The sequence below is a fragment of the Corynebacterium sp. NML 150383 genome (assembly GCF_002285085.1).
Lineage (GTDB): Bacteria > Actinomycetota > Actinomycetes > Mycobacteriales > Mycobacteriaceae > Corynebacterium > Corynebacterium gottingense.
Genome location: NZ_NSGK01000006.1, coordinates 52,253 through 78,293, shown reverse-complemented (window position 1 = coordinate 78,293; position 26,041 = coordinate 52,253). Strand labels below are relative to the sequence as shown.

At 68.1% G+C, this 26,041-nt stretch carries 21 protein-coding genes; 4 read left to right on the top strand and 17 right to left on the bottom strand.

The genetic code is table 11. The annotated features are described in order from the left end of the window. The first annotated feature begins 59 nt into the window (after positions 1–59). Genes CKJ85_RS07485 through CKJ85_RS07475 form a run of 3 tightly spaced genes read left to right on the top strand, consistent with a single transcriptional unit; the run spans position 60 to position 2,767 of the window. Positions 60–767, top strand: a complete 708-nt coding sequence (locus CKJ85_RS07485) for a hypothetical protein (RefSeq protein ID WP_095553927.1) — start codon at positions 60–62, stop codon at positions 765–767. 7 nt (positions 768–774) lie between these two features. Next, positions 775–1,029, top strand: a complete 255-nt coding sequence (locus CKJ85_RS07480) for a hypothetical protein (RefSeq protein WP_095553926.1) — start codon at positions 775–777, stop codon at positions 1,027–1,029. A gap of 31 nt (positions 1,030–1,060) precedes the next feature. Beyond that, positions 1,061–2,767 carry an ABC-F family ATP-binding cassette domain-containing protein gene (locus tag CKJ85_RS07475; RefSeq protein ID WP_095553925.1) on the top strand — a complete coding sequence of 569 codons (1,707 nt, stop codon included), beginning with the start codon at positions 1,061–1,063 and terminating at the stop codon, positions 2,765–2,767. Between the two features lie 4 nt (positions 2,768–2,771). Here the strand turns inward: CKJ85_RS07475 and CKJ85_RS07470 are convergent, their stop codons facing one another. After that, entirely contained in the window at positions 2,772–3,437 is a 666-nt protein-coding gene (locus CKJ85_RS07470; RefSeq protein ID WP_095553924.1) for a hypothetical protein, read from the bottom strand. A 113-nt stretch (positions 3,438–3,550) separates the two neighbouring features. Here CKJ85_RS07470 and CKJ85_RS07465 point away from each other — a divergent pair, with 113 nt between their 5' ends. Continuing rightward, complete coding sequence (locus CKJ85_RS07465; protein ID WP_095278035.1) at positions 3,551–4,471, top strand: asparaginase; 921 nt, start codon at positions 3,551–3,553, stop codon at positions 4,469–4,471. Here the strand turns inward: CKJ85_RS07465 and CKJ85_RS07460 are convergent, their stop codons facing one another. The 16 genes from CKJ85_RS07460 to CKJ85_RS07385 form a co-directional block, all read right to left on the bottom strand. Next, on the bottom strand, positions 4,472–5,878 hold the full coding sequence (locus CKJ85_RS07460; RefSeq protein WP_095553923.1) for a DNA polymerase IV: 1,407 nt from the start codon (positions 5,876–5,878) through the stop codon (positions 4,472–4,474). It lies immediately after the preceding gene. 87 nt (positions 5,879–5,965) lie between these two features. After that, positions 5,966–9,169 carry an isoleucine--tRNA ligase gene (ileS, locus tag CKJ85_RS07455; RefSeq protein ID WP_095553922.1) on the bottom strand — a complete coding sequence of 1,068 codons (3,204 nt, stop codon included), beginning with the start codon at positions 9,167–9,169 and terminating at the stop codon, positions 5,966–5,968. Between the two features lie 342 nt (positions 9,170–9,511). Beyond that, positions 9,512–10,582 (bottom strand): DivIVA domain-containing protein, encoded by a 1,071-nt coding sequence (locus tag CKJ85_RS07450; RefSeq protein WP_095553921.1) that lies wholly within the window; start codon positions 10,580–10,582, stop codon positions 9,512–9,514. A 263-nt stretch (positions 10,583–10,845) separates the two neighbouring features. Continuing rightward, entirely contained in the window at positions 10,846–11,151 is a 306-nt protein-coding gene (locus tag CKJ85_RS07445; RefSeq protein WP_095278043.1) for a YggT family protein, read from the bottom strand. Between the two features lie 70 nt (positions 11,152–11,221). Beyond that, positions 11,222–11,764, bottom strand: a complete 543-nt coding sequence (gene sepF / locus CKJ85_RS07440) for a cell division protein SepF (RefSeq protein WP_095534875.1) — start codon at positions 11,762–11,764, stop codon at positions 11,222–11,224. A gap of 123 nt (positions 11,765–11,887) precedes the next feature. Next, complete coding sequence (locus tag CKJ85_RS07435) at positions 11,888–12,691, bottom strand: YggS family pyridoxal phosphate-dependent enzyme (protein ID WP_095553920.1); 804 nt, start codon at positions 12,689–12,691, stop codon at positions 11,888–11,890. Next, positions 12,692–13,420, bottom strand: coding sequence for a peptidoglycan editing factor PgeF (gene pgeF, locus CKJ85_RS07430; protein ID WP_233126996.1), 729 nt, complete (start codon positions 13,418–13,420; stop codon positions 12,692–12,694). 45 nt (positions 13,421–13,465) lie between these two features. Next, a complete protein-coding gene (gene ftsZ, locus CKJ85_RS07425) occupies positions 13,466–14,755 on the bottom strand; it encodes a cell division protein FtsZ (RefSeq protein WP_095553918.1) in 1,290 nt (429 codons plus the stop codon). 142 nt (positions 14,756–14,897) lie between these two features. Further along, positions 14,898–15,917 carry a cell division protein FtsQ/DivIB gene (locus tag CKJ85_RS07420; RefSeq protein ID WP_095553917.1) on the bottom strand — a complete coding sequence of 340 codons (1,020 nt, stop codon included), beginning with the start codon at positions 15,915–15,917 and terminating at the stop codon, positions 14,898–14,900. Then, positions 15,918–17,435 carry a UDP-N-acetylmuramate--L-alanine ligase gene (murC, locus tag CKJ85_RS07415; protein ID WP_095553916.1) on the bottom strand — a complete coding sequence of 506 codons (1,518 nt, stop codon included), beginning with the start codon at positions 17,433–17,435 and terminating at the stop codon, positions 15,918–15,920. 35 nt (positions 17,436–17,470) lie between these two features. Next, positions 17,471–18,589, bottom strand: a complete 1,119-nt coding sequence (locus CKJ85_RS07410; protein ID WP_095553915.1) for a UDP-N-acetylglucosamine--N-acetylmuramyl-(pentapeptide) pyrophosphoryl-undecaprenol N-acetylglucosamine transferase — start codon at positions 18,587–18,589, stop codon at positions 17,471–17,473. 38 nt (positions 18,590–18,627) lie between these two features. Next, the gene (locus tag CKJ85_RS07405) at positions 18,628–20,202 is read right to left on the bottom strand and encodes a putative peptidoglycan glycosyltransferase FtsW (RefSeq protein WP_198947154.1); all 1,575 of its coding nucleotides are present in this window, start codon (positions 20,200–20,202) and stop codon (positions 18,628–18,630) included. A 56-nt stretch (positions 20,203–20,258) separates the two neighbouring features. Then, the gene (gene murD, locus CKJ85_RS07400; protein ID WP_095534883.1) at positions 20,259–21,668 is read right to left on the bottom strand and encodes a UDP-N-acetylmuramoyl-L-alanine--D-glutamate ligase; all 1,410 of its coding nucleotides are present in this window, start codon (positions 21,666–21,668) and stop codon (positions 20,259–20,261) included. Then, on the bottom strand, positions 21,669–22,775 hold the full coding sequence (gene mraY, locus CKJ85_RS07395) for a phospho-N-acetylmuramoyl-pentapeptide-transferase (RefSeq protein WP_095536825.1): 1,107 nt from the start codon (positions 22,773–22,775) through the stop codon (positions 21,669–21,671). 98 nt (positions 22,776–22,873) lie between these two features. Beyond that, a complete protein-coding gene (gene murF, locus CKJ85_RS07390; RefSeq protein WP_095553913.1) occupies positions 22,874–24,427 on the bottom strand; it encodes a UDP-N-acetylmuramoyl-tripeptide--D-alanyl-D-alanine ligase in 1,554 nt (517 codons plus the stop codon). Beyond that, complete coding sequence (locus tag CKJ85_RS07385; RefSeq protein ID WP_095536827.1) at positions 24,424–25,953, bottom strand: UDP-N-acetylmuramoyl-L-alanyl-D-glutamate--2,6-diaminopimelate ligase; 1,530 nt, start codon at positions 25,951–25,953, stop codon at positions 24,424–24,426. The genes murF and CKJ85_RS07385 overlap by 4 nt, the downstream gene beginning before the upstream one ends. Positions 25,954–26,041 lie beyond the last annotated feature (88 nt).

Sequence of the window (26,041 nt, the reverse complement as noted above, 5' to 3'; positions counted from 1 at the left end):
CGCGCTCGGCGCGTCCTGCTCGCCCAGCTCACCGACCCCGTTTCGCCGCCGCCTGCCTGGTGCTCAGCGCAACGCTGCTCCCGCTGACTGCTTGCGGCACCGCGGACGAGGACCCGCTCAAGGGGATTCCGGCGTTTGCCATGGACACCCCGGCCGTGGAGGTCGTTGCCGCGGGCGAGTCCCCGCAGCAGCTCTCCTACCGGCTGGGTGGCGAAGACGGCGAGAACACCGACGAGACCGACGCATGGGACACCACCGTCGCGGTGTCCTCCGGCATCAGCCAGGACGTGCTGCCCGCGGACCAAGCGCACGAGGACCCCGGCCTGCCGGACGTGAGCAGCGTCGACGTCTCCACCACCACGCTCCCGCTCGCCGTCACGGCGGGCAGCGCCCCGGAGCCGGGCGAGGACGAGTCCCCGGCGGACGCCGCGGTGGAGTGCACCGTGGGCAAAGGCAAGCACTCCGACCTGCCGCTGAGCCAGGAGGTCGCGTCCGCGGAGGGGTTCCTCATGCGCTGGCGGGCGCAGTCGACCGGCGCCATCTCTACGCTGAAGCTCATGGCACCGAACGAGTCCCAGGAGCGGGGGCGCCAAGCGGTGGAGCAGTCGCTGCTGGCCGTGGCGTCGATGAACGTGGTGCTGCCTGACGAACCGGTCGGCGTGGGCGGCTCGTGGACCGTGCGCAACCGCGTCACCGGGACCTCGAACATGCTGCGCACCGCAACCTATACGGTAACCCGGCTCGAGGGGCGATGCGGTCGACCTTGACATCCACGTGGAGGAACGCCCGACCCAGCAGTCGCTGCAGATTGACAATTCTGTCGCCGGGGACCTGGACGGGCAGACGCTTGACGTGGAGAGCACGTCCACGACATCAAAGGGCAGTATTACGCTGGACTTGAAGCACCCGCTGCCCACGTCCGGGCAGGTCGCGTCCACCACCCGCCTGGTCTACTCGGGCGAGGACGCCGCCTACCGCGTGGTGCAGGACGTCACGGAGGCCGTGACCTACGGGTCCGACGACGCGTAGCGCTCACCCCAGAGTTTTCAAGGAGTTTCCCATGGTCGCACCGCTGCACATCGGCCTCGATGGCATCTCATTTACCTACCCCGGCGGCAAGCGAGTACTCACCGACATCTCCTTCGCCGTCCCCTCCGGCTCCGTCACGGGCCTGATCGGCGAGAACGGCGCCGGCAAATCCACCCTGCTCGGCGTCATCTCCGGCGAGCTCACCGCCGATACCGGCCAGCTCATCACCCCGCCAACCACCGGCTTCATCGCCCAAGAAACGTCCCTGCCGTTCACCGAGCCTGCAAGCAAGCTTATCGACGCCGCCGTGGCCGAACTCCGCGACGTCGAAGCCGACATCACCCGCCTGGGGGAGGCCATGGCCACGGAGCAGGACGACGCCGCGTCCGCCGCACTCGCCGCCGACTTCGACCGCGCACTCGCGCGCGCCGAGCAGTCCGGCGTGTGGGAGTTGGATGCGCGCATCGCCACCGTGCTCGCCGGCCTCGGCCTGGCCAACGTTCCCCTTTCCACCCCGCTGGGCGAGATGAGCGGCGGGCAGCGGCGCCGCTTCGCGCTCGCCGCCCTCCTGTTGCGCCCGGTCGAGGCCATGGTGCTCGACGAGCCAACAAACCACCTCGACGACGAGGCCGTGGACTTCCTCATCGGCGAGCTCGAGGCGTTTAAGGGCCCCGTGCTCGTGGCCTCCCACAGCCGCTACTTCCTCGACCGCGCCTGTGACGGGATCGTCGACCTGGATCCCGGCCTTGGCGCGGAAGGCGGGTTCGGCGAGGAGACCCGCCAGGGCGCCCGCTTTTCCGGCGCGTTTTCGGACTACCTGAAGGCCCGCGAGGACCGCCGGCGACGCTGGGAGACCGACTACGCCGCCCAGGAGCACGAGCGCACGCGCCTGGAGAAGGCCGCCGAGCAGGGCGAGGACGACGTCTTCCACTCCCACGAGAACAAGACCGAGACGCGCGCGGCGGCGAAGTTCTACGCCGATAAGGCAGCGAAGACGGTGGGCAACCGACGCCGCTCCGCGCGTCTTCGCCTGGAGGCGCTGCAGCGCGAAGCGATCCCGGCCCCGCCGGCGCGGCTGTCCTTCCGCGGGGTGCCGGATCACACGGCAACGTCGATAGGCGTGCCTGCCGTGGTGACCCGGGGCCTCGCGGTGCCGGATCGCCTCGCCCCGCTGGACCTGAAGCTGCAGCCCGGCCAGCAACTCCTGGTGGAGGGGCCGAACGGGTCGGGCAAGTCGACGCTGCTGAAGATCCTGGACGGCACGCTCACCGAGTATTCCGGCGAGTGCCTCATCCCGGAGGAGTACAGCGTGGGCCGCCTTGAGCAGGACGACTCGTGGCGCGACCTGACGGTCACCGCGGCCGAGGCATTTGCCATCCGCACGGGTGGCGACTCCCCGGACCTCGTGGAGATGGGGCTGATGACCGAGGCGCAGGCCGCCACGAAGCTGGAGGACCTCTCGCTGGGCCAACGCCGCAGGGTTTCCCTCGGCGTGATCCTTTCCACTCCCCCGGACCTGCTGCTGTTGGACGAGCCCACCAACCACCTCTCGCTCGCCCTGGCGGAAGAGCTCGAGCACGCCCTGCTGGACTTTGCGGGCACCGTGATCATCACCAGCCACGACCGGTGGGTGCGCCGCCAGTGGCGCGAGCGGATCCGCACAAACGACGAACGCGCCAGGATCCTCACCCTGTCCACGATGTGGACCGGCGAGGTCTGGCGCGACGAGATGGACTAGCGGGCTACAGGGCCGGGGCCTCCTGGTAATCGCCCTCCGGTGCCTGCTCAGCCGGGGCATCCGCGGCCGGCGCGTCGGCGGGGACCTGGTCCCCGGGCGCGGCCGGCGCGTCGGCGGGGGCCTGGTCCCCGGGCACGGTCGGCGCGGCGCCGGCGGTGCACATTGGCGGCACCTGCTCCGGCGGCAGCGTATTCGTCACCAGGGTGCAGGCCCACTCCTGGGACAGCTTCCACTGCCCGTCCTCGAAGACGAACTCCACGTCCTCCGCCTGCTGCGCGGACTGCTGCTCCGGCTGGGTGAAGTTCACGGTAGCCAGGACCGTGTTCGGCCCGTAGCCCGGCAGGATGGGGTCCACGACCTGGAAGTTTGCCCCGGACTGCTGTTGGGACTGCGCCATGACATCGAAAAGCTCGGGCACGGTGTCGCCGCCCTGGACGGTGTTGACGCGCTCGCCGATCGGCAGGGCGGAGTCGGTCGCGCGGGTCAGCACGGCGTTGAGCTCCTCGGCGGTCGGCAGCTCGGCCACCGGGGCGGCCTGCTGGGCGGAGGTCTGCTCGTTGCTGGCGGACCCGCTGGTGTCCGCGCCGGACTCGCCATCATCGGAGCAGGCGGCGAGGCCCGCAGTCAGCCCGAGTGCGGCAACGGCGACGATGAGTTTGTGTGCGTTCACTGATTCTCCTTGCGGCAGCATTTGCTTCGTAGGTTCTCGTTTGCACTTTATTCCACTCAGCGTATCGCCCCGGTATCACCACACCAACAACAACATCTGGCACGCTAGGACTCATGGAACACTTCGTCCTCGTCATCTCCACCGGCGGCACCATCGCCTCCACCACCGACGCCACCGGCGCGCGCGTCCCCACCCTGACCTGCGAGGAGCTCGTCTCCCGCAGCGGCACCACCGAGCCAGTGCGCACCTACGACGCCGCGAGCCTGGATTCCTCCTCAGTCACCCTCGCCGAAGTCGATACCTTGAGGTCGCTCGTGCGCAAAGCGCTTGACGACGCCTCCGTCACCGGAATCGTCATCACCCACGGCACCGACTCCATGGCCGATACCGCGCTCGCGCTCGACCTCGTCCACGACGACCCCCGCCCCGTCGTGCTCACCGGCGCGCAGCGCCCCGCCGACGCCGACGCGCCCGACGGGCCCGAGAACCTGCGCCGCGCGATCGACACCGCCGCCGACCCGCTGCGCCGCGGCCAGGGCGTGCTCGTCCACTTCGGCGGCGACACCCTACCGGCCCGTGGCCTGTACAAGGCCCACACCGGCGAGCTGCGCGCTTTCGCGCTCGCCGCCGACCGGCCGCTGCCCCGGCCCGCTGCCGCTCCCCTGGCCCAACTGGACGGGTGCAACATCCCCGTCATCGCGGCGTGGCCCGGCGCGGACGACGCGCTCGTAGACGCCGTCGCCGCCTCCCGCCCGGACGGCATCGTCGTCGCCGCACTGGGTGCGGGCAACGTCTCCGAGCAGATGGGCACCGGCCTTGCCCGCGCCCTGGACGCCGGGATCCCGGTGGTCATTTCCACCTCCGTACCGCGCGGCGAGGTGGCGTTTGCCTACGGCGGCGCCGGCGGCGGCAGCACGCTCGGCGCGAAGGGCGCGCTGCCGGCGGGCTTCCTGCGCCCGGGCCAGGCACGCATGGCGCTCGCGACGGCGCTGGCCGCGGGCGTCGACCCGGCGCCGCTGCTCGGCGCGCGCTAGCTAGCCGTCGCGTTCCTCGGCGTCGCGCTCCTCCTCGAACCAGTCGTCCCAGTCCAGCGAGTCGAGCGGGTCCGCGGTCTGCAGCTGTTCGTCCGTCTCGCGCAGGCTCTTGATGCGCCCCGGCCCCGTCGAGCGGGTTTCAAAGCGGACGGTCACCCACCCCTTGCCCGCGCCCTGCACCCATCCGTGGCCGTACTCTGGGTGGAACACGTCCTGCGTGGCCTGCCAGATTCCCTGCTGGTGCCCGGCCTGCGTGTCCACCTCGATCTGCTCCTGAGTCACGTGGTCGCTCACCCCGGTCTCGTAGTCTGTCTCCGCCGAGGCGGGCTTCACAATCGCCTGGTCGAGCTCCGGGAAGAGCACGTCCTGGAGCGAGTGCTCGAGGCCCGAGTAGGAGACGCCGACGAGCCGTATCGGCCCGACCTCGTCCGGGTAGCGCACCAGCTTGAAGGCCGTGGCGAGCAAGGTGCCAGCGTCATCGGTGGCGTACGGAAGCGTGGCTGAGCGCGACTCGATGCGGAAATCCGCCATGCGCAGCTTGACCGTGACGGTGCGCGCCCCGCGACCGGCGCGGACCAGGCGTCGGTGCGAGCCCGCTGCCGCCCGCTCGAGCGCAGCGTCCACCTCCGCCTGCGTGGTGAGGTCCTGCGGGTAGGTGTGCTCCGACGAAATCTGCTTGGATTTCGCCCGCTGCGCGACCGGCCGGTCATCGATGCCGCGCGCCAGCGTCCACAGCTGCTTCGCCACGACGCCGCCGAGTGAGATGTCCACTTCCTTCTCGCTCAACGCGGCGAAGTCTCCGATCGTCTCGATGCCGGCCGCCGCGAGTTTCCCCTCCGTGACCGGGCCGACGCCCCACAGCTGGCTCACCGGGAGCGGGTGCAAGATGTCCAACTGCTCGTCGTGCGGGATGACAAAAACGCCGTCCGGTTTGGCCAAGCCGGAACCGATCTTGGCGTACTGCTTCCCGCTGCCGGCCCCGATAGAGCTGGGCAAACCGGTCTCTTGCTTGATCGCGTCGCGCAGGTCGTTGGCCCAAGCGCGGACGTGGTCCGGCGTGGCGTCGACAAGCTCCTCTGGCTCTAAGAACGCCTCGTCGATCGAGAGCTGCTCCATCACGTCCACGCGGCGGCGGATGATGTCAAAGACGCGTCGCGACGCCGCGCTATAGACCGGGCGACGCGGCGTAACCAGCACCGCCTGCGGGCCAATGAGGCGGGCGGCACGGTGCGTGGGCATGGCCGAGCGCGCGCCGAACTTGCGCGCCTCGTAGCTGGCGCCGGCGACCACGCCGCGCCCGGTGACCCCGGCGACCAGGACCGGGCGGCCTTTGAGGGTGGGCCGGGTGAGCTGCTCGCAGGACGCGAAGAAGGCGTCCATGTCGATGTGCAGCACCCAGCGAGTCATGCCCCCAAGTCTGCCAATCATCGCTCACAAGTTCCAACTGGCAGGTTGGGGGCCACGGCGGTGAGGGCAGGCGAGGGCAGGCGAGGGCTACGCGTTCTTGCGCACCTGCGCCGTCACGCCGTCGATCACCTCGTGCACCGTCTGCTCGCCGGACAGCGCGTCGGTGGTGACGGAGAAGTCGGTGGCCAGGGTCTCGCCGGCGATGTGCTCCGCGTAGCGCTTGGCCCACCCCTCCTTCTCCGCCGGCACGGAGAGCACCACGGCGATGCGGTCGGAGACCTCGAAGCCCTCGCGCTTACGCGCGTCCTGCAGACCGCGGATCACATCGGCGGCCCAGCCCTCGGCCTCCAATTCCTCGGTGACCTCGGTGTCCAGGACGACCAGGCCGGCGACACCGTCGTTCGCGTCCACGCGCGCGGTGCTCTCCGGGTTCTCGGCCACGAGGCGCTCCGTGTAGAGCTCCGGGGTAAGCACGATGTCGCCGTCGACCACCACGTCGTCGCCGCGACGCTCGTAGTTGCCCGCCTTCACATTCTTGATGGCACGCTGCACGTCCTTGCCCAGCTTCGGACCAGCGACCTTCGCGTTCACGACGACCTCGAAGGAACCCGCCGAATCTACGTCCTCGGTCAGCTCGACGGCCTTGACGTTGACCTCGTCGCGGATGACCGGGGCGAAGTCGGCCAGGTCATTCGCGTTCGGCAGCGCCACGGTGAGCTTGGGCAGCGGCAGACGGTTGCGCAGCTTGCGGGACTTGCGCACCGAGGAAGCCGCGGAGCACACCGCACGGGTGGCGTCCATCGTCGCCACGAGTGCGTCGTCAGACGGGATGGTGTCCGCCTGCGGGTAGTCCGTGAGGTGCACGGAGCGCCCGCCGGTCAGGCCACGCCAGATGACCTCGGAGATGTACGGCAGCAGCGGCGCCGTGACGCGGGTGAGGATCTCCAGCACCGTGTACAGGGTGTTGAAGGCCTCCGGGTGCGCCTCCTGGCCCTCCCAGAACCGGTCGCGGGAGCGGCGCACGTACCAGTTGGTCAGGGTGTCGGCGAAGCGGCGAACCTCGTCGCAGGCATCGGCGATGCGGGTGTCTGCAAGCGCGGCATCGACAGCTGCGACCATGTCGTGCGTCTTGGCCAGGATGTAGCGGTCGAGCACGTCGGTGGAGTCCAGCGACCAGGTCGCCTCGTGCGAGCTGTAGAGCTGCAGGAACGAGTACGCGTTCCAGATTGGCAGGAGCGCCTGGCGCACGCCGTCGCGGATGCCTTGCTCGGTGACGATGAGGTTGCCGCCGCGCAGGATGGCGCTGGACATGAGGAACCAGCGCATCGCGTCCGAGCCGTCACGGTCAAAGACCTCGTTGACGTCCGGGTAGTTGCCCTTGGACTTAGACATCTTCAGGCCGTCGTCGCCGAGCACGATGCCGTGGGCGACGACCTTCTTAAACGCCGGGCGGTCGAACAGCGCGGTGGACATCACGTGCTGGAGGTAGAACCAGCCGCGAGTCTGGCCGGAGTACTCCACGATGAAGTCGGCCGGCTGGCGGGTTTCAAACTCCTCCACGTTCTCAAACGGGTAGTGGTACTGGGCGAACGGCATCGAGCCGGACTCGAACCAGCAGTCCAGCACGTCCGGCACGCGGCGCATCATGGACTTGCCGGTCGGATCGTCCGGGTTGGGGCGCACCAGCTCGTCGATGTGCGGACGGTGCAGCGATTCGGGGCGCCGGCCGAAGTCGCGCTCGAGCTCCTCGAGGGAGCCGTACACGTCGACGCGCGGGAACTCCGGGTTATCCGACACCCACGCCGGCACCGGGGAGCCCCAGTAGCGGGTACGCGAGATGTTCCAGTCGCGCGCGCCCTCCAGCCACTTGCCAAACTGGCCGTCGCGGATGTGCGACGGGATCCAGTCGATCTGCTGGTTCAGTTCAACCATGCGGTCGCGGAACTCGGTGACCTTGACAAACCATGCCGGCAGCGCCATGTAGATGAGCGGCTCGCCGGAGCGCCAGGAGTGCGGGTAGGAGTGGACGATAGTCTGGTCGCGCACCACGCGGCCCGCGGCCTTGAGCTCGCGGATGATGTCGCGGTTCGCGTCAAACACCAGCTTGCCCTCGTACTCGGGGACGAGGCTGGTGAACTTGCCGTCGGCGTCGACCGGGATGACCAAGTCGATGTCGTACTTTTCGGTGGTGAGCATATCGTCCTCACCAAAGGCGGGCGCCTGGTGGACCACACCGGTACCGTCTTCGGTGGTGACGTAGTCCGCCAGCAGGATCATGAACGCGTTCTTCGTGCCCTTGAAGTAATCGAAGACCGGCTCGTACTCCAGCCCCTCCAGCTGCGCGCCACGGAAGGTGGCAACGACCTCCGGGTCCGTGCCCAGCTCCTTGGCGTAGGCGCCCATGAGGTCGGTGGCCAGCAGCAGCTTCGCTCCGGCGAAGCCCTCGACACCGTCCTCGGCAACGCGGACCAGCGAGTACTCCACCTCCGGGTGGACCGCCAGGGCCAGGTTGGACGGGAGGGTCCAGGGGGTGGTGGTCCAGGCGATCGCGGCGGCGTCGTGAAGCTCCGGGTGCTCCTCCCACGTGGTTGCGGCAGCAAAGCCCTCGCGGCCACCGGTGAACGGCATGGTCACCGTCACCGTTGGGTCCTGGCGCTCGCGGTAGGAATCGTCCAGGCGGGTCTCCTGGTTGGACAGCGGCGTGTGCTCCGCCCACGAGTACGGCAGGACGCGGAAGCCCTGGTAGATCAAGCCCTTGTCGTAGAGCTTCTTGAACGCCCACATGACAGACTCCATGAACTCCGGATCCATCGTCTTGTAGCCGTTTTCAAAGTCCACCCAGCGCGCCTGGCGCGTGACGTAGTTTTCCCACTCGTCCGCGTAGTGCATGACGGACTTTGCGCAGTACTCGTTGAAGCGCTCGAGGCCCATGTCCTCGATCTCCGCTTTGTCCTTGATGCCCAGCTGCTTCTCTGCCTCCAGCTCGGCGGGCAGGCCGTGGCAGTCCCAGCCGAACACGCGCGGCACGTGGTAGCCGGACATCGTGCGGTAGCGCGGGACGATGTCCTTGACGTAGCCGGTGAGCAGGTGGCCGTAGTGCGGCAGGCCGTTGGCAAAGGGCGGGCCGTCATTGAACACGTACTCTTCGGCGACTTCACGGTTTTTCAGCGAGGCCTGAAAGGTCCCGTCGCTGTTCCAGTAGTCCAGCACGACCCGTTCCATGTCCGGGAACCGGCTGCTGCCACCAGTCATGTCTACCTTGGGGTAGACGCCACCTACCTCGGTCATCATTCCTCCACGCACGTTGCGGTTCTCGTGCAGGGACGCGGCAAGCCGCGCGGTACCACCCTGCTTGAAGCCAACCGCAGGGCCGGCTCCCGCTTCATTTGTGGTGAAGGAAGTGACGTCTCCCCTTGTTCACGTCCGGTTCTACTTGCCGCGGCCCTGGAGCCGCGGGGTTCTTCCGAAAACGCTCCCCGGTGATGGCCGGATCAGCACGTGCGCTGTTGAAGTGCCTCGCCAGTATAACGCACTCCTGGCCGGTGCGGTGCGGAGCATGCTTATCGACGCCAACGCCCCGCCCACGAACCTCATCCCAGGTCCGTGCGCGGGGCGCTGTGAGCGCGTGCTCTGCTACTTCGCGCCGGCGTCGCCGCTCGGTGCGGAGGTGCCGCGGGTCTCCAGCTCTTCAAGCTGGGACTGCAGCAGGGTCTTCAGGCGAGTGCGGTACTCGCGCTCGAAGGTGCGGAGCTCGGCAATACGGTTCTCCAGCGCGTTCTGCTGCTGCTTGACCGTGTTCATGATCTCCGTGTGCTTGCGCTCAGCATCGGCCTGCAGCTTGTGCGCCTGCTCCTCGGCCTGACGGATCTGCGCTTCCGCACGGGAGTTCGCGTCGCTGATGGTCTCCTGCGCCTTCTTCTCGGCATCCGCCACGAGCTGCTTCGCGCGGGTCTCCGCGGTCGTGGTGGCCTCGGCCGCGCGATTCTTCGCGTCCTCGAGCTGTGCATGGGAGCGGGACTCCGCATCGGCCAGCTGCTTCTTCGCCTTGGTGTCCGCGTCCGAAAGCTGACGCGCGGCGGCACCGCGGGCCTCATCCAGCATGGAGCGGGCCTCAGCCTGCGCGTCGCTGGTCAGGCGGTCCGCCATCTCCTGTGCCAGGCCAAGGACCTTGGCGGCCTGGACGTGGGTATCGGCGGAGGCAGCCTCAGCGGATGCCCCGGCAGCCGCAGCTGCGGCAGGCGCGGCGATGGAGGAGCCCTGCGTGGTGCTCTTGGCTGCGGACTCTGCGGAGCGCTTCGCCTCAGCAACACGCTTGTCGGCGTCCTGCTTTGCAGCCTCGGCCTGCTTGCGGGCCTTTTCCGCCTCGCTCTTCGCGGTGCGGGCCTCGGCCTCTGCCTTGTCCGTGGCAGTATTCGCGTCACGCAGCTTCTTCTCGTACTCAGCGCGGAGCTCCTGCTCGACCTGCTTGCGCACAGCCGCCTCGTCGACTGCAGAGGACTGCGACGCGGACGCGGCGGCAGCGCCGCCGCCAGCGACAACCTCGTCCACGCGGGCGCGCAGATCATCGTTCTCGTCCTGCAGTTGGGCGAGCGTGTCCTCAACGAGGTCCAGGAACTGGTCGACCTCATCCTCGTTGTAGCCCCGCTTGCCAATCGGAGGCTTACTGAAAGCGACATTGTGCACGTCTGCTGGAGTCAGCGGCATGGGCGTTCCCTTCGAAGTCAGTGACGTACCCGGTTACCCGGGCACAGGATTTCCTCCCACGTTACGGGAAAGCAATCCGTGTTTCTAATAAATTGTAACGCTTTTACCCGACGATTCTAGCCGATACGGAGAGCTCCGCCACGTCGAGTCAATCTATTTATACACGTGAACACGCGGTCTGTGTCGAGTGAAGCGCAAAAAGCGGGGGAAATTCGCACTTATTCAAGGATCTCGACCTCCGGTTGAGCTGCAGGTTTCTGCTCTCAGACGAACGGAGTAATGAGGGTGGCGCGAATTACCATCTGCACCACGACGAGGACGACAAACAGCACGATCACGCTGAGGTCAAAACCGATGCCGTTGGACATCCGCAACGGCGGGATCATCCTCCGCAGTGCCTTCACCGGGGGGTCCGTCACCACAAAGATCGCCTCCCCAGCGACCATGAACCAGTGGGGCGGGTCGAAGTGCCGTGAAAAGCTTTCCACCATTTCAATGATGACGCGGAGGATCACCACGAACGAATAGAGGCCAACGAGGGCGTACAGTATTGCTCCGAAAATTGCCACGTGAGCCACCATACCTATAGCAAAACGCGCGGGGTGCAACCGCTACCCCGCGCGTGTCACCTCTTCCCGACTAGATGAGGTGCGCTCGACGCTGCAAGTCCTGCTCATCAACGGCGACCCCATCGGGCACGATGGCAAAGACGCGACGGTCGACGTCAAGACGCGACGTCAGGTTGTGCATCGTGCCCCGCAGCGCCATGCACAGTCCAGAGGAGAAGTCGATGAACGCCTTCGCTTGGACCTTGCTCAGGCTGGTCAGGTCCATGATCACAATGTTGCCATCGCGGAAGGGCTCGCCAACCTGCTTCGCGTCCTGGTACGAGTGCAGCATCGGGATCACGACCTGGGCGTCACGACGCACGCGCGGCTCGGCGTAATCGCGGTCGGCTGCGGAGGAGTAACGGTGCGCTCGCGATGGCTCAACATCGCGGACGTCCCGGACCTCATGCGCAGCGTGGGCGGACTGAGCCCGGCGGTCACCGCGATCGTCGCGCATGTCCGTGCCAACACGGTCATCACGGTCGTCACGGTCGTATGCGTCGTCATAGTAGGCGTCGTCCTCGCCGTAGGGGCCGAGGCCGAGGAATTCCTTCGCGCTGTCAAAAAAAGACATTGATCGTGCTCCTTGATTGCGGTGCTTGAAGTGCCCCTTGTACTGCCCAATGCTGCTCAGATCGAGGCCAGACCGGGACGAAGACCGGACAAATACCGGGCGTGTTATTTGTAAGGTTCGCGCTTAGCCTACGGGCCGCGGACCAACCACAGCTGTTCCGACACGCACCACGTCTGAGCCGTGCGCAATAGCGAGCTCGAAGTCGCCGGACATCCCGGCCGACATCCGCAGCGTGCGCCCCAGCTTGGCCGACCACTCGTCCGTCAGCTGGCGGACGAGCGCGAACACTTCGCCTGGTTCGGCGTCCAGCGGCGGCACGACCATGAAACCGTCAAAGACGAGGTGTTCCGCGTCCTCGACGGCCCCGACGACGTCCGAGACCGTCTCCTCCGCGGCGACGCCGCCGAATGATGCGTCATCCAGCGCGACGCCGCCGCGGCTGGTGTCGCCGTCGGCAGACACCTGCACCAAGCAGCGCAGCACGTCTCCGGCGCCGTCCCGCCGGTCGCCGCGTTCGATCGCGAGCGCCATCCCGCGGTCCAGTCCCCGGGCGAGCTTGACCGAGTCCACCGAGTGGACCTCGGAGGCCCACCGGGCCACGGCGTTGGCCTTCTTGGATTGGATTTGGCCGATCATGGCGATCCCACAGTCCATGCCGTCGGCGGAGAGCGTTTCCGCCTTCGCGCGCGCCTCCTGCTCACGGTTCTCCCCCACCAGGCGGACTCCAGCGGCGGCGAGCGCTTCGACTGTTCCAGCGCCGTGGAACTTTGTCACCGGCAGCAGGGCCACACTTCCCGGTTCGCGATGAGCGGCGCGCTCCGCAGCGCGGATCCGGTCCTGCACCGCCTCGAGGTTCTCGCGCAGCTGCGCCGCGCTGAGGTCGCCGTGCTGTTGCTCGGCATGTTGCTCGGCGTGTTGCTCAGTCATTTATCTCGCCCCCGTCAGCCAAATCACGCCGGCCTGACGCCCCGTCGTGCCCTCGCGGCGGTGAGAGAAGAAAGACTCGTCCGTAATGGTGTCGCGCGGGTCGGCGTCGATGTGCGTCACGCCCAGCGAGAGCAGTTGGCGCACGATACCGGCGCGGATGTCCAGGCCCGCCATCCCCTTGCTCGTTGCGCAGCGGGAGCCCGGCAGGTGCGCTTCCACGTCGTCCGCCATCTCCGCGGGGACCTCGTAGGACTCGCCCGCCGCGGCCGGTCCCAGCAGCGCTTGGATGTTGGCCGGCTTCGCCCCCAGCTCCACCATCTGCTGCACGGTGCGCGCCACGATGCCATTGCGCGCGCCCAACCGGCCCGCGTGGACGGCGGCGATGACGCCGGCGTCGTGGTCCGACAGCAGCACCGGAGTGCAGTCCGCGACCAGCACGCACAACGCCAGTCCGGTCTGGGTGGTGACGAGGGCGTCGGTCGCTTCGACGGGGTCGGCCTGGGGACCGTCGACCACGGTGACGGAGTTGGTGTGGAGCTGTTCCATCCACACGAAGTGCTCTTCGGGGAGGTCGAGGATGGTGGCGAGGCGGCGTCGATTAGCGTGCACCTGCGCTTCGTCGTCCCCGACGTGGAGCGCGAGGTTGAAGCTGTCGTACGGGGACGCAGAAGCCCCGCCGGCACGGGAGGTAAACACCATGCGGACGGGGCGGGTTGTCAGGCTTTCCATGCCAACAAGGCTACCCGGCTCACGCTGCCGGGCGAGCGCTGGTGGTTAGCGCAGGAAATCGGGGACGTCGAGATCGAAATCGTCGTCGCCGCGGTTGTCACGATCGTCGCGACGGGCCTCGCCGCGGTCGCCGTAGCTACGGTCGGAGCTGGTGAACAGGCCACCTCGCTGCGAATCGTAGCTGTGGCGCGGCTGGCGGTCCTCGTAGCCACGCTGGCTGGGCGCGGGCTGGTTGGTCTCCACCGCGCGGTCGTCGAATAGCGAGCCGCGGGACGGGGCCGGGGTGGCCGAGGACGCGCCGTCGATCTGTGCCGCGCTGGAGCCGGACTGCGCCTGGGCGGTCTGAATCTGCGGCTCGCCCTGGCGGGCGGCCTCTGCACGCACGTTGGCCTTCTCGTCAAAGCCGGTGGCGATGATGGTCACGCGGACCTCGTCGCCCAGGTTGTCGTCGATGATCGTGCCGAAGATGATGTTCGCGTCCTCATCGGCCTTGCCCTCGACGATGGAAGCCGCGTTGTTGACCTCCATCAGGCCGAGGTCCGAGCCGCCGGCGACGGAGATCAGCACGCCCTTAGCGCCCTCCATGGTGGCCTCGAGCAGCGGGGAGTTGATGGCCTGCTCGGTCGCGGTCATCACGCGGTTGTCTCCGCGCGCGGAGCCGACGCCCATGAGCGCGGAGCCGGCGTCGGCCATGACAGAGCGCACGTCGGCGAAGTCGACGTTGATCATGCCTGGGATGGTGATCAGGTTGGTAATACCCTGCACACCGTTGTAGAGCACCTCATCGGCGGCGCGGAACGCGTCCATCATGGACAGCTCCGCCTCTCCCAGCTGCAGCAGGCGATCGTTCGGGATGACGATGACGGTGTCGCAAACCTCCTTGAGCGCCTCGATGCCCTCGAGTGCCTGGCGGGTGCGGCGCTTGCCCTCAAAGGTGAACGGGCGGGTGACCACGCCGATGGTCAGGGCGCCCATCTTCTTGGCAATGCCGGCGACGACCGGCGCCGCACCGGTGCCGGTGCCGCCGCCCTCGCCGGCGGTCACGAACACCATGTCGGAGCCCTTCAGCGACTCCTCGATCTCCTGCTTGTGGTCCTCCGCGGAAGTACGGCCAACCTCCGGGTTCGCACCCGCGCCGAGGCCACGAGTGGCTTCGCGGCCGATGTCCAGCTTCGTATCGGCATCCGTAAACAGCAGCGCCTGCGAGTCGGTGTTAATGGCGACGAATTCGACGCCCTTCAGGCCTTCTTCGATCATGCGGTTGACGGCGTTGACGCCACCGCCGCCGACACCGACAACGCGGATCATGGCGAGGTAGTTCGCGGGAGAGGTCATGGTGTGGTGACTCGCCTTTCAAACAGTGAGGAGTGGTTTCTTTCTAACGCGTTCCATCATGAATGACACAACGGAGATTTTTGTTTTCTCCCCCGGCGTGTCACGACCCTCAACCTCTACTTTAGAGTTTTGACCTGGGGTTTTACCGCGACGTGACGAGTTCCGGGTTCGAGATATTGAACTCCGTGCCCTCCAGTTGCAGTACGGTCTCAAGCGCGAGCGCCTTATTTATGTTGTCCTCCGCAGCACCCCACGTCACTTGCCGCCCGCCGGCTACGTGCAGCACGTACTCGTACGGCCCGCGCGCCTCCAAAGACTCGACCTCGCCACGGGCTTTTTCGCTTATCGACGCCGCGATCTCCACCGCGTGCCGCTTCCCCTCCTCATCACCGATTCCGGGCCCAACCAGCTCCATCGCGCCCGCCGGGGGCTCGGCGACAATGAAGTCCTTGCCTTCGTCGTCGATCAAGTGCGCGCCGTCATCCTCGGTGACAAACGCGACCGGCTTGTGCTCGTCCACCACGACGTCGATGGCACTCGGCCAGTCGCGCTTGACCGTCACGGAGCTCACCCACGGGTTCCCGGCGACGCGCTGCGCGGCACCCTGCACGTCCACCCGGCCCATCGGCGTTTCCGGCTCGATCCCTGTGAGGTCCTGGACCTCGCCGACGCTGAGGTTCTGGGTGCCGTCCACGTTGATCCCGTGGACCGGCATCATCGGGGTAAACGGCATGATCGCGCCCACGACGCCGATGACCACAACGGCAAGGGCCACGGAGCCGACGGCGCGACGACGCCTCCGCATGCGCTTGGCGCGCGACGCCGCGTCGTCGACCGGTGTCGGCGGCTCCTCGGCTGCCGCTTCGGCGCGCGGCGCCGCGGTAGATTCATAGGCACGCACGCGTGCGGGACTGGTTTTCTCGCCCGGCTCGGGCTCGGGCTCCGGCTCGCTCTCGTCCCACTCCTCCGGGTCGAGCTCGCCCTCGTCCGCGGGGTCGACGGCTCCCTCGTCCGCGGGGTCAACGTCGCCGTCGACCTCCGGGATCTGCGGCTCCTCGCGCGAGTCGTCTGAATCTTGCGAGTCTTGCGGATCTTGGGCGTCTTGAGTGTCTTGGGGCTCCTCCGGGTCCGGGGTGCCGGAACTGCCGATCACGGTGGACATTTAGGCCTCCGCGCCCGGCGTCGCGTTTCCCGAGAGCTCGCGGAGGATCTCCGGCGCGAGCAGCGTCACGCTGCCCGCACCCATCGTCAGCACGAGGTCGCCCGGCTTCGTCAGGGACGCCACCGTCCGCGGCGCCGCAGAGAAGTCGGGCTCCAAGCGGACCTCGGTCCCGTCCGCGATGCGGTCGGTGATGATCCGCGAGGTTACACCCTCCACGGGGGTTTCTCGGGCTCCGTAGATGTCGAGGACGACGCAGGCGTCGGCAAGCGAAAGGGCCTGGGCGAACTCCTCGGCGAAGGCTTCGGTGCGGGAGTAGAGGTGCGGCTGGAAGCAGACGACGACGCGCGCGCCGTTGCCCTCGGTGGTCACCTTGTCGCGCGCGGCGGTGAGCACCGCGTTGACCTCGGTCGGGTGGTGGGCGTAGTCGTCGTAGACGCGCACGCCGTCGAAGTCGCCGCCCTCGACCTGGCCGCGGAACTCGAAGCGGCGGCGCACGCCGGAAAAGTCGGTGAGCCCCTCCCCCAGCTTCTCCGGGTCGGCGCCGGCAAGCACGCCAGCGAGCAGCGCGGCCGCGGAGTTGAGCACCATGTGGCGGCCCGGGACACTGAGCTGATAGCGCACCGTGGCGGTGTGTTCGGGCACGTTCAGCTCCACAGTCGTCGTGACGTAGGAGCCTTCCACCGTTTCCTCGGTGATCACGGCGCCGGCGGGGACGTCGGGGTGGGCCGCGACGGCCTCCGCGGTGCCGTAGCCAAGCACGTTCACGCCCCGGGCGGCGGCGCGCTCACCGCACTCGGCTGCGTGCGGGTCGTCCAGGCAGACCACGAGGTGGCCGCCGGGCTGGACGCGGTCGGCGAAGTCGTCGAAGACCTGGAAGTACGCCTCGTGGGTTTTGAAGAAGTCGAGGTGGTCGGGCTCGATGTTGGTAATCACCGCGACGTTCGGCTTGTAGCGAAGCAGCGACGCGTCCGACTCGTCCGCCTCGGCCACGAACACGTCGCCGGCTCCGTGGTGGGCGTTCGTGCCGGCGCGGTTGAGCTGACCGCCAATGGCGAAGGAGGGGTCCACCCCGGCCGCCTGCAGCGCCACCACCGCCATGGACGTGGTGGACGTCTTGCCGTGCGTCCCGGCGAGGAGCACCTGGGTGTAGCCCTCCATGAGCTCGCCAAGGAGGTCGGAGCGGCGGATCACCGGGATTCCCTCCTCCGCGGCGCGCACCAACTCCGGGTTGTCCTTGGGGATCGCGGCGAAGCTGGTCACCACGACGGTCGGGAGCTCAGCGGAAAGCTCGAGGTTTTCGCGCGCGTGGCCGATGGCCACCTCCGCGCCCTGCAGACGCAGCGCGCGGACCGGGCGCGACTCCTTCACGTCCGAACCGGTGACCACGGAGCCGCGGTCGAGCAGGATGTGGGCCACGCCGGACATGCCGGCGCCGCCGATGCCGATGAGGTGGACGCGGGAGAGGTCGATTGGGGTCTCGGCCGGGTCGGAAGCGCCCGGGGTAGTCGTCGGCGTCATTGGGGGTCTCCTTCTAATCGGGTGAGTCGGCGGGGCTATTGGTGCGCGCTGCGGGCGGCGGCCTTGGTGATGCGCCGCGCGAGTTCTTCAGCCACGTTGCCAGCGCCCGAGGTTTCGAGGGCGCTGCGCATCTCTTGGTAGCGGTCCGGGCTACCCAGGATGCCCAGGACCTCTTCGGCGAGGGCGTCGGGGGTGAGCGACGCGTCGTCGATACGCACTGCGGCCCCGGTGGCAACAAGGTGCGCGGAGTTGAGTCCCTGCTCGCCGTTGCCGTGCGGCAGCGGGATGTAGATCGCGGGCAGTCCTGCGGCGGAGTTTTCAGCCACGGTCATTGCGCCGGAACGGCAGACCACGAGGTCCGCGACAGCGTACGCGGCCTCCATATCGTCGATGTACGGCACGGCAGTGTAGCCATCCATGGTCGCGGGGGCGTCGTTCTTCCGGCCGTACGCGTGCAGGACCTGGAACCCAGCGCCGGTGATCCGCTCCACCGCGCCGGCAAGCGCGCGGTTAATGTTCACCGCGCCCTGGGAACCGCCGGTGACCAGGACCGTCTTCGTGTTGGGGTCCAGGTCCCACATCTTGTATCCGCGCCCGGCCTTCGCCCCGTCCGGGTCGTCTCCCACGCCCGGGCGCACGGGGATCCCGACGACGTCGCCGGCCATGCCCGAGTTCGGCACGGCGTTGAGCCCAATGCCGCCGAGTCGCACGCCGAGCTTGTTCGCCATACCGGCCAGCGCGTTGGTCTCCAGGACAAAGAACGGCAGACGCAGCTGGCGCGCGGCCAGGTACGCGGGACCGGCGACGTATCCGCCGGTGCCGAAGACCACGTCCGCGCCGCTCTCCTTCATGATGTCCGCGGTTTGACGCACTGCGCGGCGCAGCTTCAGCGGGATGCCCGCCCACTTCAGCGGCTGCTTGCGGGGCATCGGCACCGGGTCAATGAGCTCGAGCTCGAATCCTCGCGCGGGCACAATGGTCGTCTCCAACCCCTTCTCCGTGCCCAGAGCGACGACGCGCGCGCCATAGGTGTCGCGCAGGACCTCGCCGACCGCGAGGGCGGGCTCGATGTGGCCCGCAGTGCCGCCGCCGGCTACCACCACATTGAGCTGGGTGTTGAGCTGGGTACCGTCTCCGTCGTGCGTTTCAGCCATTGCCGTATTTCCGCCTTTCACGTCGCTGACCGACAGCGTTAGCCGGCCCGGCGCTCGCCCCTGCGAGCGCTGTTTCGTGGTTCATCGTAGCGCGCCTGCTCGCGGCGCCTGCTCGGGCGACCTCGTTCGTCGTCGGTGCGGCGACCGGACCCCGCCGCGCCGCGCGCCGTGACGGGTGTGCCGAAGCGCGCGTCGCGCTGGTTCGGTCGAACGACGCGCCCCGAACGCGACCCTTCGCGCTTGCGCGATGTGGTTTTCGGGCGCGGGGTGCCTTGCTTATCGACGGGCCGCGGCTCCCCAATCATCAACAGTTGGTCAAAGAGCGGACGCCCGTAGTTCTGCATCGCGGAAACCGCATCCGGCTCGTGGCGGGCCACCGAGGCGAGCACGCCCATGGCGCCGAACGTGATGACCGCGGACGTGCCACCCGCGGAGAGCATCGGCAGCTGGATGCCGGTCACGGGCAGGAGGCCGACGACGTAGCCGATGTTAATGAACGCTTGGGAAACCACAGCGGCCGCCAGCGAGGCAGCCATGAGCCGCTGCTCCTGCGTCTGCGCACGGCGTGCGGCCCGCAGGCCGAAGTAGCCGAGCATGGCGAACAGGCAGATCACCAGCGCGCCGCCCCACAGGCCGAGCTCCTCGCCGATGACGGCGAAAATGAAGTCGTTTTGCGCCTCCGGGAGGTAGAACCACTTGGCGCGAGATTGGCCGAGTCCGACGCCGAAGAGGGCACCGTCGGCAAGCGAAAGAAAGCCCTGGTGCGACTGGAACGCGATGCCGCGCGTGTCCTCGAAGTGACCGAGGAGCGCGTCGAAGTAGACGTGGAAGCGGTTGGAACGGAAGCCGCCCGCCGCGAACTGACTGAAGAGGAAGATCGCGCCGATGCCGGCAAAGATGCCGATCGTGCGCCACGAGATGCCCGCGAAGAGCAGGATGAACGCGACAACGAGCGCGAACGAGACCGCCATGCCGAAGTCGCCCTGCGCCGCGATCAGCGCTAGGCAGGTGACCGAGACGACGGTGAAACGCAGCGTTCCGGTTCCGGCCTGCAGCGGGCGCGTCGCGTCCTTGTTGGCCACCTCTTGTGCGCCCCAGATTGCAATGGCGATGCGGGCGAGCTCCGAGGGCTGCAAGCGCAGCGGCCCGAGCTCGAGCCAGGACTGCGAGCCCACCGATTCCTTACCCGTGCCCAGCGGCGTAAGCACCGCGATGAGCAGGAGAACCGCCAACCACATGAGCACGACGCTGAGCTTGTGCAAACGGGACGGCGGGATCTTCAGCGCGGCCCAAAAAGCGATCAGGCCGCCGATGACCATGAGGAGCTGGCGCAGTGCGATGCTCCACGGCGCCTGGTTGTTCGCCACCGACATGGCCATGGATGAGCTGAGCACCATCACGACGCCGAGGCCGGCGAGGACGAGCACCACAGTGCGGATCATGGTGTAATCCAGCAGGGGGCGCGAATCCATGAACTCGCCCAGGCGACGCGAGGCGTTGCCAAGTCGGGACTCCTGTCGGACCGCGGCGCTGGAGCGCTCGGCGGGGCGGCGCCCGCGAGTCGCCCCGGCCGGGCGCTCCGACCTCCTGTGATTGTCTGGTTTCAGCGTCATCGAATGCGTCCTGTGGCCTTTCGTCGTTTCAACCAGCGTGGTTCGTGTTACTCGTGTTAGCAGTGTCTCATTGCTGCGGCGCGAAATTCGTCGCCACGCGCTGACATTCCGGAATACATATCCAAACTTGCAGCAGCCGGGGCTAATAACACGGAATCCCCAGGCTGCGCTACGGAAGCTGCGAACTCAACCACGTTGTCCATCGCTTCGGCCGGGTCGGTGCTCTCCGTGACAAATATGGGCACCTGCGGGGCGAGCCGCTGCAGCGCGTCGCGCAGGATTTCGCGGTCTGTCCCCATGAGCGCCACAGCGCGGAACTGTGCGGAGTGCTCGTGGATGAGCTCGTCCACGCTTGCGCCCTTGAGCTGTCCGCCCGCGACCCACACGACGGTGCCCGCGCCCGACAGCGCGGAGTGGGCGGCGTGCGGGTTGGTGGCCTTGGAGTTGTCCACCCAATCCACGCCCCCACCACTGTGGACGACGGCGCCGCGGTGGTCGGCCACGCGGTACGCGTCCAACCCGTCCTGGATGTGGGCGGGCGTCGCACCCTGGGTGAGCGCCACCGCCGCCGCGGCGGCGGCGTCGAGCACGCCCGCGGCCCCCGGGGGCTGGATGCGCGTGGCGGAAGCGAGGTCCGCGGGATCGTCGCTCTTCCAGCGAGAGACCAGCCGACCGCCCTCCACGCCGACCTGCCCGGGCTCGGGGGCACGCAGCGTGAAGCCGATGACGTCGTCTCGGCCGGTTGCCGCCACCAGTTTGGTCACTTCCGGGTCGTCTGCGCCGGCGACTGCGCTGGGCGCGCGCAGCACTTTCGCCTTGTCGGACGCGTAGTTGGCAAAGGATCCGTGCCAATCCAGGTGGTCGTCCGCGAGGTTGAGCAGCACGCCCGCATCGGGGACGAGCTGGCTGGACCAGTGCAGCTGGAAGCTGGAGAGCTCCGCCACCAGCACGTCGACGCGTTCCTCGGCCAGCAGCGCGTCTGCGACGGCCACGCCGATGTTGCCGCAGGCCTGCGCACGCTTGCCGGTGTCTCTCCCGCACTGCGTCATGATGGAGGCGAGCATGCCGGTGGTGGTGGTCTTGCCGTTCGTGCCAGTGACCACCAGCCAATCGCGCGGTGCGCCGAACGCGCCCGCGCGGTCGAGCCGGAAGCACAGTTCCACGTCCCCGATGACCTCGAGGCCGGCCTGAGCGGCCTCCACAAGGAGCGGGGTGTCCGGGCGCCAGCCGGGGGACGTCACCACGGTGGCAAAGTTGGCGAAGCGCTCGGCCGCCTCCGCGGTCGTGATGACGGGAGCGCCGGTGGCATCGCGGACCGCGTCGCGGCCAGCCGCGCTGTCATCCGCGACCGTGTACTCCACCCCAAGGGCGGAGAGCATGCGGGCCGCGCCGAGGCCGGAGACGCCGGCTCCGGCGACGAGCACGGGGGCGTCGATAAGCATGTGCCCCTGCATCTGGGAGGCCATTTACGCGCTCACCCCGTCTTGCGTGAGCCACTCGCCGTAGAACAGCGCGAGACCGAGCGCGACGGCCATAGCGGAGATGATCCAGAAGCGAACCACCACGGTGGTCTCGGCCCAACCGCCGTTTTCAAAGTGGTGGTGGAACGGCGCCATGCGGAACACGCGCTTGCCGGTCGTCTTGTACGACGCGACCTGGATGACCACAGAGCCTGCCTCCATGACAAACAGCGCGCCAACCACGATCATGAGCAGCTCGGTGCGAGAGGCCACGGAGAGCCCCGCAACCAGTCCGCCGAGCGCGAGCGATCCGGTGTCACCCATGAAGATCTTGGCCGGCGCCGCGTTCCACCACAGGAAGCCGATGCAGGCACCAAAGCCGGCGGCGGCGAGGATGGCCAGGTCGAGCGGGTCGCGGACCGCGTAGCAGCCGGGGGTTGCGGACAGCGAGCAGGAGTTACGGAACTGCCAGAACGTGATGGCCACGTACGCGGACATCACCAGTGCGGTCGTGCCCGAGGCGAGACCGTCGAGGCCGTCGGTGAGGTTGACCGCGTTGGACCAGGCCGCGAGCAGGATGTAGATGAACACGAGGAAGACAAGCGTGCCGAGGACGCCGCCGCCGACCGCCAGGTCGATCGTTTCAATGTCTCGCACGAAGCTCAGCGCGGTTGAGCCGGGGGTCAGCCCCTCGTTGTCCGGGAACTGCAAGATGAGAATGCCAAAGGTGAGCGCGATGGCCAGCTGCGCTACCAGCTTCGCGGTCTTGTTCAGGCCCAGGTTGCGGTGCATGAACAGCTTGATGCCGTCGTCCGCAAACCCAACGAGGCCGAGCGACAGGGTCAGTCCAAGCACGATGAGGCCGCTGGCGGTGAACGCCTCGTGCCCGGTAAACAGCGCGATCAGCGAGCTGAGAATGTAGCTGACGGTAATGGCAACGAGGATCGCGATACCGCCCATCGTCGGCGTGCCGCGCTTGCGCGCGTGGGACTGCGGGCCGTCCTCACGGATCTCCTGCCCCATGGCCCGCCGGTGGAAATACCGAATGAGCACGGGCGTCAGGAAAATGGCCACGAGGAAGCTGATAATCCCTGCGCTTAAGACTTGAACCATTGAAGTGCAACCTTGCTAGAAATTTTTACTGTTGAGTTGTTGAGCGCTGGACGCATGCTTATCGACGCCCACCCGCCACCTACGGCGACGAAGACAGATCAGCTACGAGGATAATTGCGTTGGTCGTCCCTTAAGCGATGACCCGCCAGAAGTTCCTCGGCGACCCTCCACAGCTTGACCGCGTTGGAGGCCTTCACCAGCACCACGTCGCGGTCGGCGCGGTGTTCCCAGCCCGACTCGCCCGGCGGCGCGGCGGACAGCAGCCGTCGCACGGCGGCGGTGGCCTCCTGCGCATCCGCGACCTGTTGGGCCTGGATGCCGTGTTGTTGCGACCCGAGCAGCAGCGCCTCAATCGGCGCGGTATGTCCGACGGCGATGAGGTGGGTGACGTGGTAGCGCCCGAGTTCCTCGGCGAGGGCGGCGTGGGCGGCGACCGCGTCGCTGCCCAGCTCCCCCATCTCGCCGAGCACCGCGACGGAGCGCACCCCGGGGCGGGCGGCAGCGGTGTAGCCCAGCGCCGCGATGCCGGCGCGCATGGATTCTGGGTTGGCGTTGTAGGCATCATTGATCACGGTGACGCCGTCCTCGCGCGTGTTCACGTCCATGCGGTTGACCGACACGGAGCGGGCGGCGCTGAGTGCCTCGGCCACTTGGGCCGCGTCGAGCCCGGCCTGGACGCCGACCGCCGCGGCGGCCAGCGCGTTGGACACCTGGTGGGCACCAAAGACCCCGAGCGAGACGCGCTGGGGTTCCGCGTCCGGGCAGTGCAGGACGAAGGACGCGCGAGCGATGGCGTCCAGGGTGATGTCGGTGGCGTAGAAATCGCCGCCGCGCGGGTGCGTGGAAAAAGTGACGACTCGCGCGTTGGTGCGCGACGCCATGGCGGAGACCAGGTCGTCGTCCGCGTTGAGGACCGCCACGCCGCCTTCTTCCGCCGACGGCAGCGCCTCCACGAGCTCGCCCTTGGCCAGGGCGATGTTCTCGCGCGATCCGAACTCGCCAATGTGGGCGGAGCCGACGTTGAGCACAACGCCGATCTGTGGCGGGGCGATCTTGGCCAGGTGGGCAATGTGCCCGATGCCGCGTGCGGACATCTCCGCGACCAAAAAGTCCGTGTCCTCGGTGCAGCGCAGCACGGTATGGGGGTGACCGATCTCATTATTAAACGACCCCGGGGGCGCTACCGTCTCTCCAGCGCGCGTGAGCAGCGTGGCCATGAGGTCCTTGGTCGATGTCTTGCCGGCGGAACCGGTCACCCCGGCGATGGTCAGGTTGTGGGTCGCGCTCAACTCCCGCGCCACGTAGGCGGCGAGCTTGCTCATGCCCTGGACGACGCCCGCGGTGGATCCGTCCGGGTCGCCGGCAGCCAAGTCCGAGTTGTCGCCCTCGCGGGGCGGGACCTCCGGCACGATGATGGCGGGGACGCCCACCTCGCGCGCGGTGAGTGCGGCGACCGCACCGTCGCGCACCGCGGCCTTAGCGAAGTCGTGGCCGTCCACCCGCGCGCCCCGAAGCGCTACGAACAGGCCGCCGGGCACCAGCTTGCGCGAGTCGAACTCGACGTTGCCGGTGACCACCGCGTCCGGGTCGGCCTCCGGGCTCAGCGTCCCGCCGGTGATCTCAGCGATTGTTGCCAGGCTCAGCGGTATCATGCGTGCTCCTTCTCGGCTCCCGCCGCGTAGCCGTGCTCGGCCAGCGCGCGGCGCATCTCTTCCCTGTCATCAAAGTGGTGGGTCGTGGTTCCCACGATCTGGCCGACCTCGTGGCCCTTGCCAACCACCACGATCGCGTCGCCGGGCTGCGCCCAGGCGACCAGCTCGTCAATGGCACCGGCGCGCGAGTCGTTCTCCCGGATCTCGGTGTCTGCTCCGGCGGCGTCCTCCGCGCCCTTGCGCACCGCCGCGCGAATCGTGGCCGGGTCTTCCGTGCGCGGGTTATCATCCGCCACCACAACAAAATCCGCGCCGCGGGCGGCCTCCGCGCCCATAATCGCGCGCTTGGACGAGTCGCGGTCGCCGCCCGCGCCAACGACAATGCCCACGCGGCCGTCAACTTGCTTGCGCAGTGTCTGCAGCACCGCGGCGATCGCGGCTGGCTTGTGCGCGTAGTCCACGACCGCGACAAAGTCCTGGCCGGCGTCGATGCGTTCCATACGGCCGGGCACCGCGGCGTTGGCGAGCCCCTGGATGAACGGCTCGGCGGCCACGCCGCAGGTGGTGGCCATCCCCACCGCCAGCGCGGCGTTGGCCACGTTGAACGCGCCCGGCATGGGCAGCCGGAACTCGTAGTCGTGTCCGTCGTGGGTCAGCGCAATGTGCTGCGCGCCGCTCTCCTCCACAGAGACCTGGCGGGCCTGCACGTCGAGGCCTTCCTGGGCGTGGGTCCCCACGGTGACGGGGTGCGCGGCGCGCTGGGCCATCCGCTCGCCCCACTCATCATCCACGCACACCACACTCTTCGCCGCCGCGATCGGCGACGCCGGGTCGAAGAACAACGCCTTCGCCTCGAAGTAGTCCTCCATCGTCGGGTGGAAGTCGAGGTGATCCTGGCTCAGGTTGGTAAACCCGGCGACGTCGAAATCAGTGCCGCCGACTCGGCCGAGCATCAGCGCGTGCGAGGACACCTCCATCACCACGTGGGTCACACCTTCGTCCCGCATCCGCGCAAACAGCGCCTGCAGCGCCGGCGCTTCCGGGGTGGTCAGCTTCGACGGGACGTCGCGCCCCGCAATCCGCGTGCCCGTCGTGCCGATCAGCCCCACCTTGTGCCCCGCAGCGGTCAGCCCGCGCTCGAGCAAATACGTCGTTGTCGTCTTGCCGGAGGTCCCGGTCACGCCGAGCAGGAGCATGCTTTTCGACGGCCACCCGTAGACCTCTGCCGACACCTCGCCGAGCACGGCGCGGACGTCCTCGACGACCAGCACGGGCCGCTCGTCTCCGGTGGCGGCGATGATGTCCAGGCCGGCGGCGTCGGTAAGCATTGCCCCCGCCTGCGAGCCCTCGGCGAACGACGCGCCGTGGACGCGGGTGCCGGGCAGCGCCGCGAACAGCCCGCCCGGCTCGATCGCGGTGGAGTCGAGGCTGATCGAGGCGATCTGCGTGTCGTCGGCGGGCGGGTTGACCACGCGCGCCCCGGCGATCTGCGCGAGGTGCTGCAGCGTGGGTGCTTCGGTGTTCATGTGGCCTCCTTGTGTTGGCGGTTGCTGCTGGCTATTAAGTTGTGTCGTGACTGGGCGCTGGGCACTAGGCGTTGGGCACTGCACCACG

What these genes read in the sequence shown, in the direction of transcription:
- CKJ85_RS07475 (WP_095553925.1), top strand. Translation starts at nt 1,061, where the DNA reads ATGGTCGCACCGCTGCACATCGGCCTCGATGGCATCTCATTTACCTAC.
- CKJ85_RS07465 (WP_095278035.1), top strand. Translation starts at nt 3,551, where the DNA reads ATGGAACACTTCGTCCTCGTCATCTCCACCGGCGGCACCATCGCCTCC.
- CKJ85_RS07460 (WP_095553923.1), bottom strand. Translation starts at nt 5,878, where the DNA reads ATGACTCGCTGGGTGCTGCACATCGACATGGACGCCTTCTTCGCGTCC.
- ileS (WP_095553922.1), bottom strand. Translation starts at nt 9,169, where the DNA reads ATGATGACCGAGGTAGGTGGCGTCTACCCCAAGGTAGACATGACTGGT.
- CKJ85_RS07450 (WP_095553921.1), bottom strand. Translation starts at nt 10,582, where the DNA reads ATGCCGCTGACTCCAGCAGACGTGCACAATGTCGCTTTCAGTAAGCCT.
- sepF (WP_095534875.1), bottom strand. Translation starts at nt 11,764, where the DNA reads ATGTCTTTTTTTGACAGCGCGAAGGAATTCCTCGGCCTCGGCCCCTAC.
- CKJ85_RS07435 (WP_095553920.1), bottom strand. Translation starts at nt 12,691, where the DNA reads ATGACTGAGCAACACGCCGAGCAACATGCCGAGCAACAGCACGGCGAC.
- pgeF (WP_233126996.1), bottom strand. Translation starts at nt 13,420, where the DNA reads ATGGAAAGCCTGACAACCCGCCCCGTCCGCATGGTGTTTACCTCCCGT.
- ftsZ (WP_095553918.1), bottom strand. Translation starts at nt 14,755, where the DNA reads ATGACCTCTCCCGCGAACTACCTCGCCATGATCCGCGTTGTCGGTGTC.
- CKJ85_RS07420 (WP_095553917.1), bottom strand. Translation starts at nt 15,917, where the DNA reads ATGTCCACCGTGATCGGCAGTTCCGGCACCCCGGACCCGGAGGAGCCC.
- murC (WP_095553916.1), bottom strand. Translation starts at nt 17,435, where the DNA reads ATGACGCCGACGACTACCCCGGGCGCTTCCGACCCGGCCGAGACCCCA.
- CKJ85_RS07410 (WP_095553915.1), bottom strand. Translation starts at nt 18,589, where the DNA reads ATGGCTGAAACGCACGACGGAGACGGTACCCAGCTCAACACCCAGCTC.
- CKJ85_RS07405 (WP_198947154.1), bottom strand. Translation starts at nt 20,202, where the DNA reads ATGACGCTGAAACCAGACAATCACAGGAGGTCGGAGCGCCCGGCCGGG.
- murD (WP_095534883.1), bottom strand. Translation starts at nt 21,668, where the DNA reads ATGGCCTCCCAGATGCAGGGGCACATGCTTATCGACGCCCCCGTGCTC.
- mraY (WP_095536825.1), bottom strand. Translation starts at nt 22,775, where the DNA reads ATGGTTCAAGTCTTAAGCGCAGGGATTATCAGCTTCCTCGTGGCCATT.
- murF (WP_095553913.1), bottom strand. Translation starts at nt 24,427, where the DNA reads ATGATACCGCTGAGCCTGGCAACAATCGCTGAGATCACCGGCGGGACG.
- CKJ85_RS07385 (WP_095536827.1), bottom strand. Translation starts at nt 25,953, where the DNA reads ATGAACACCGAAGCACCCACGCTGCAGCACCTCGCGCAGATCGCCGGG.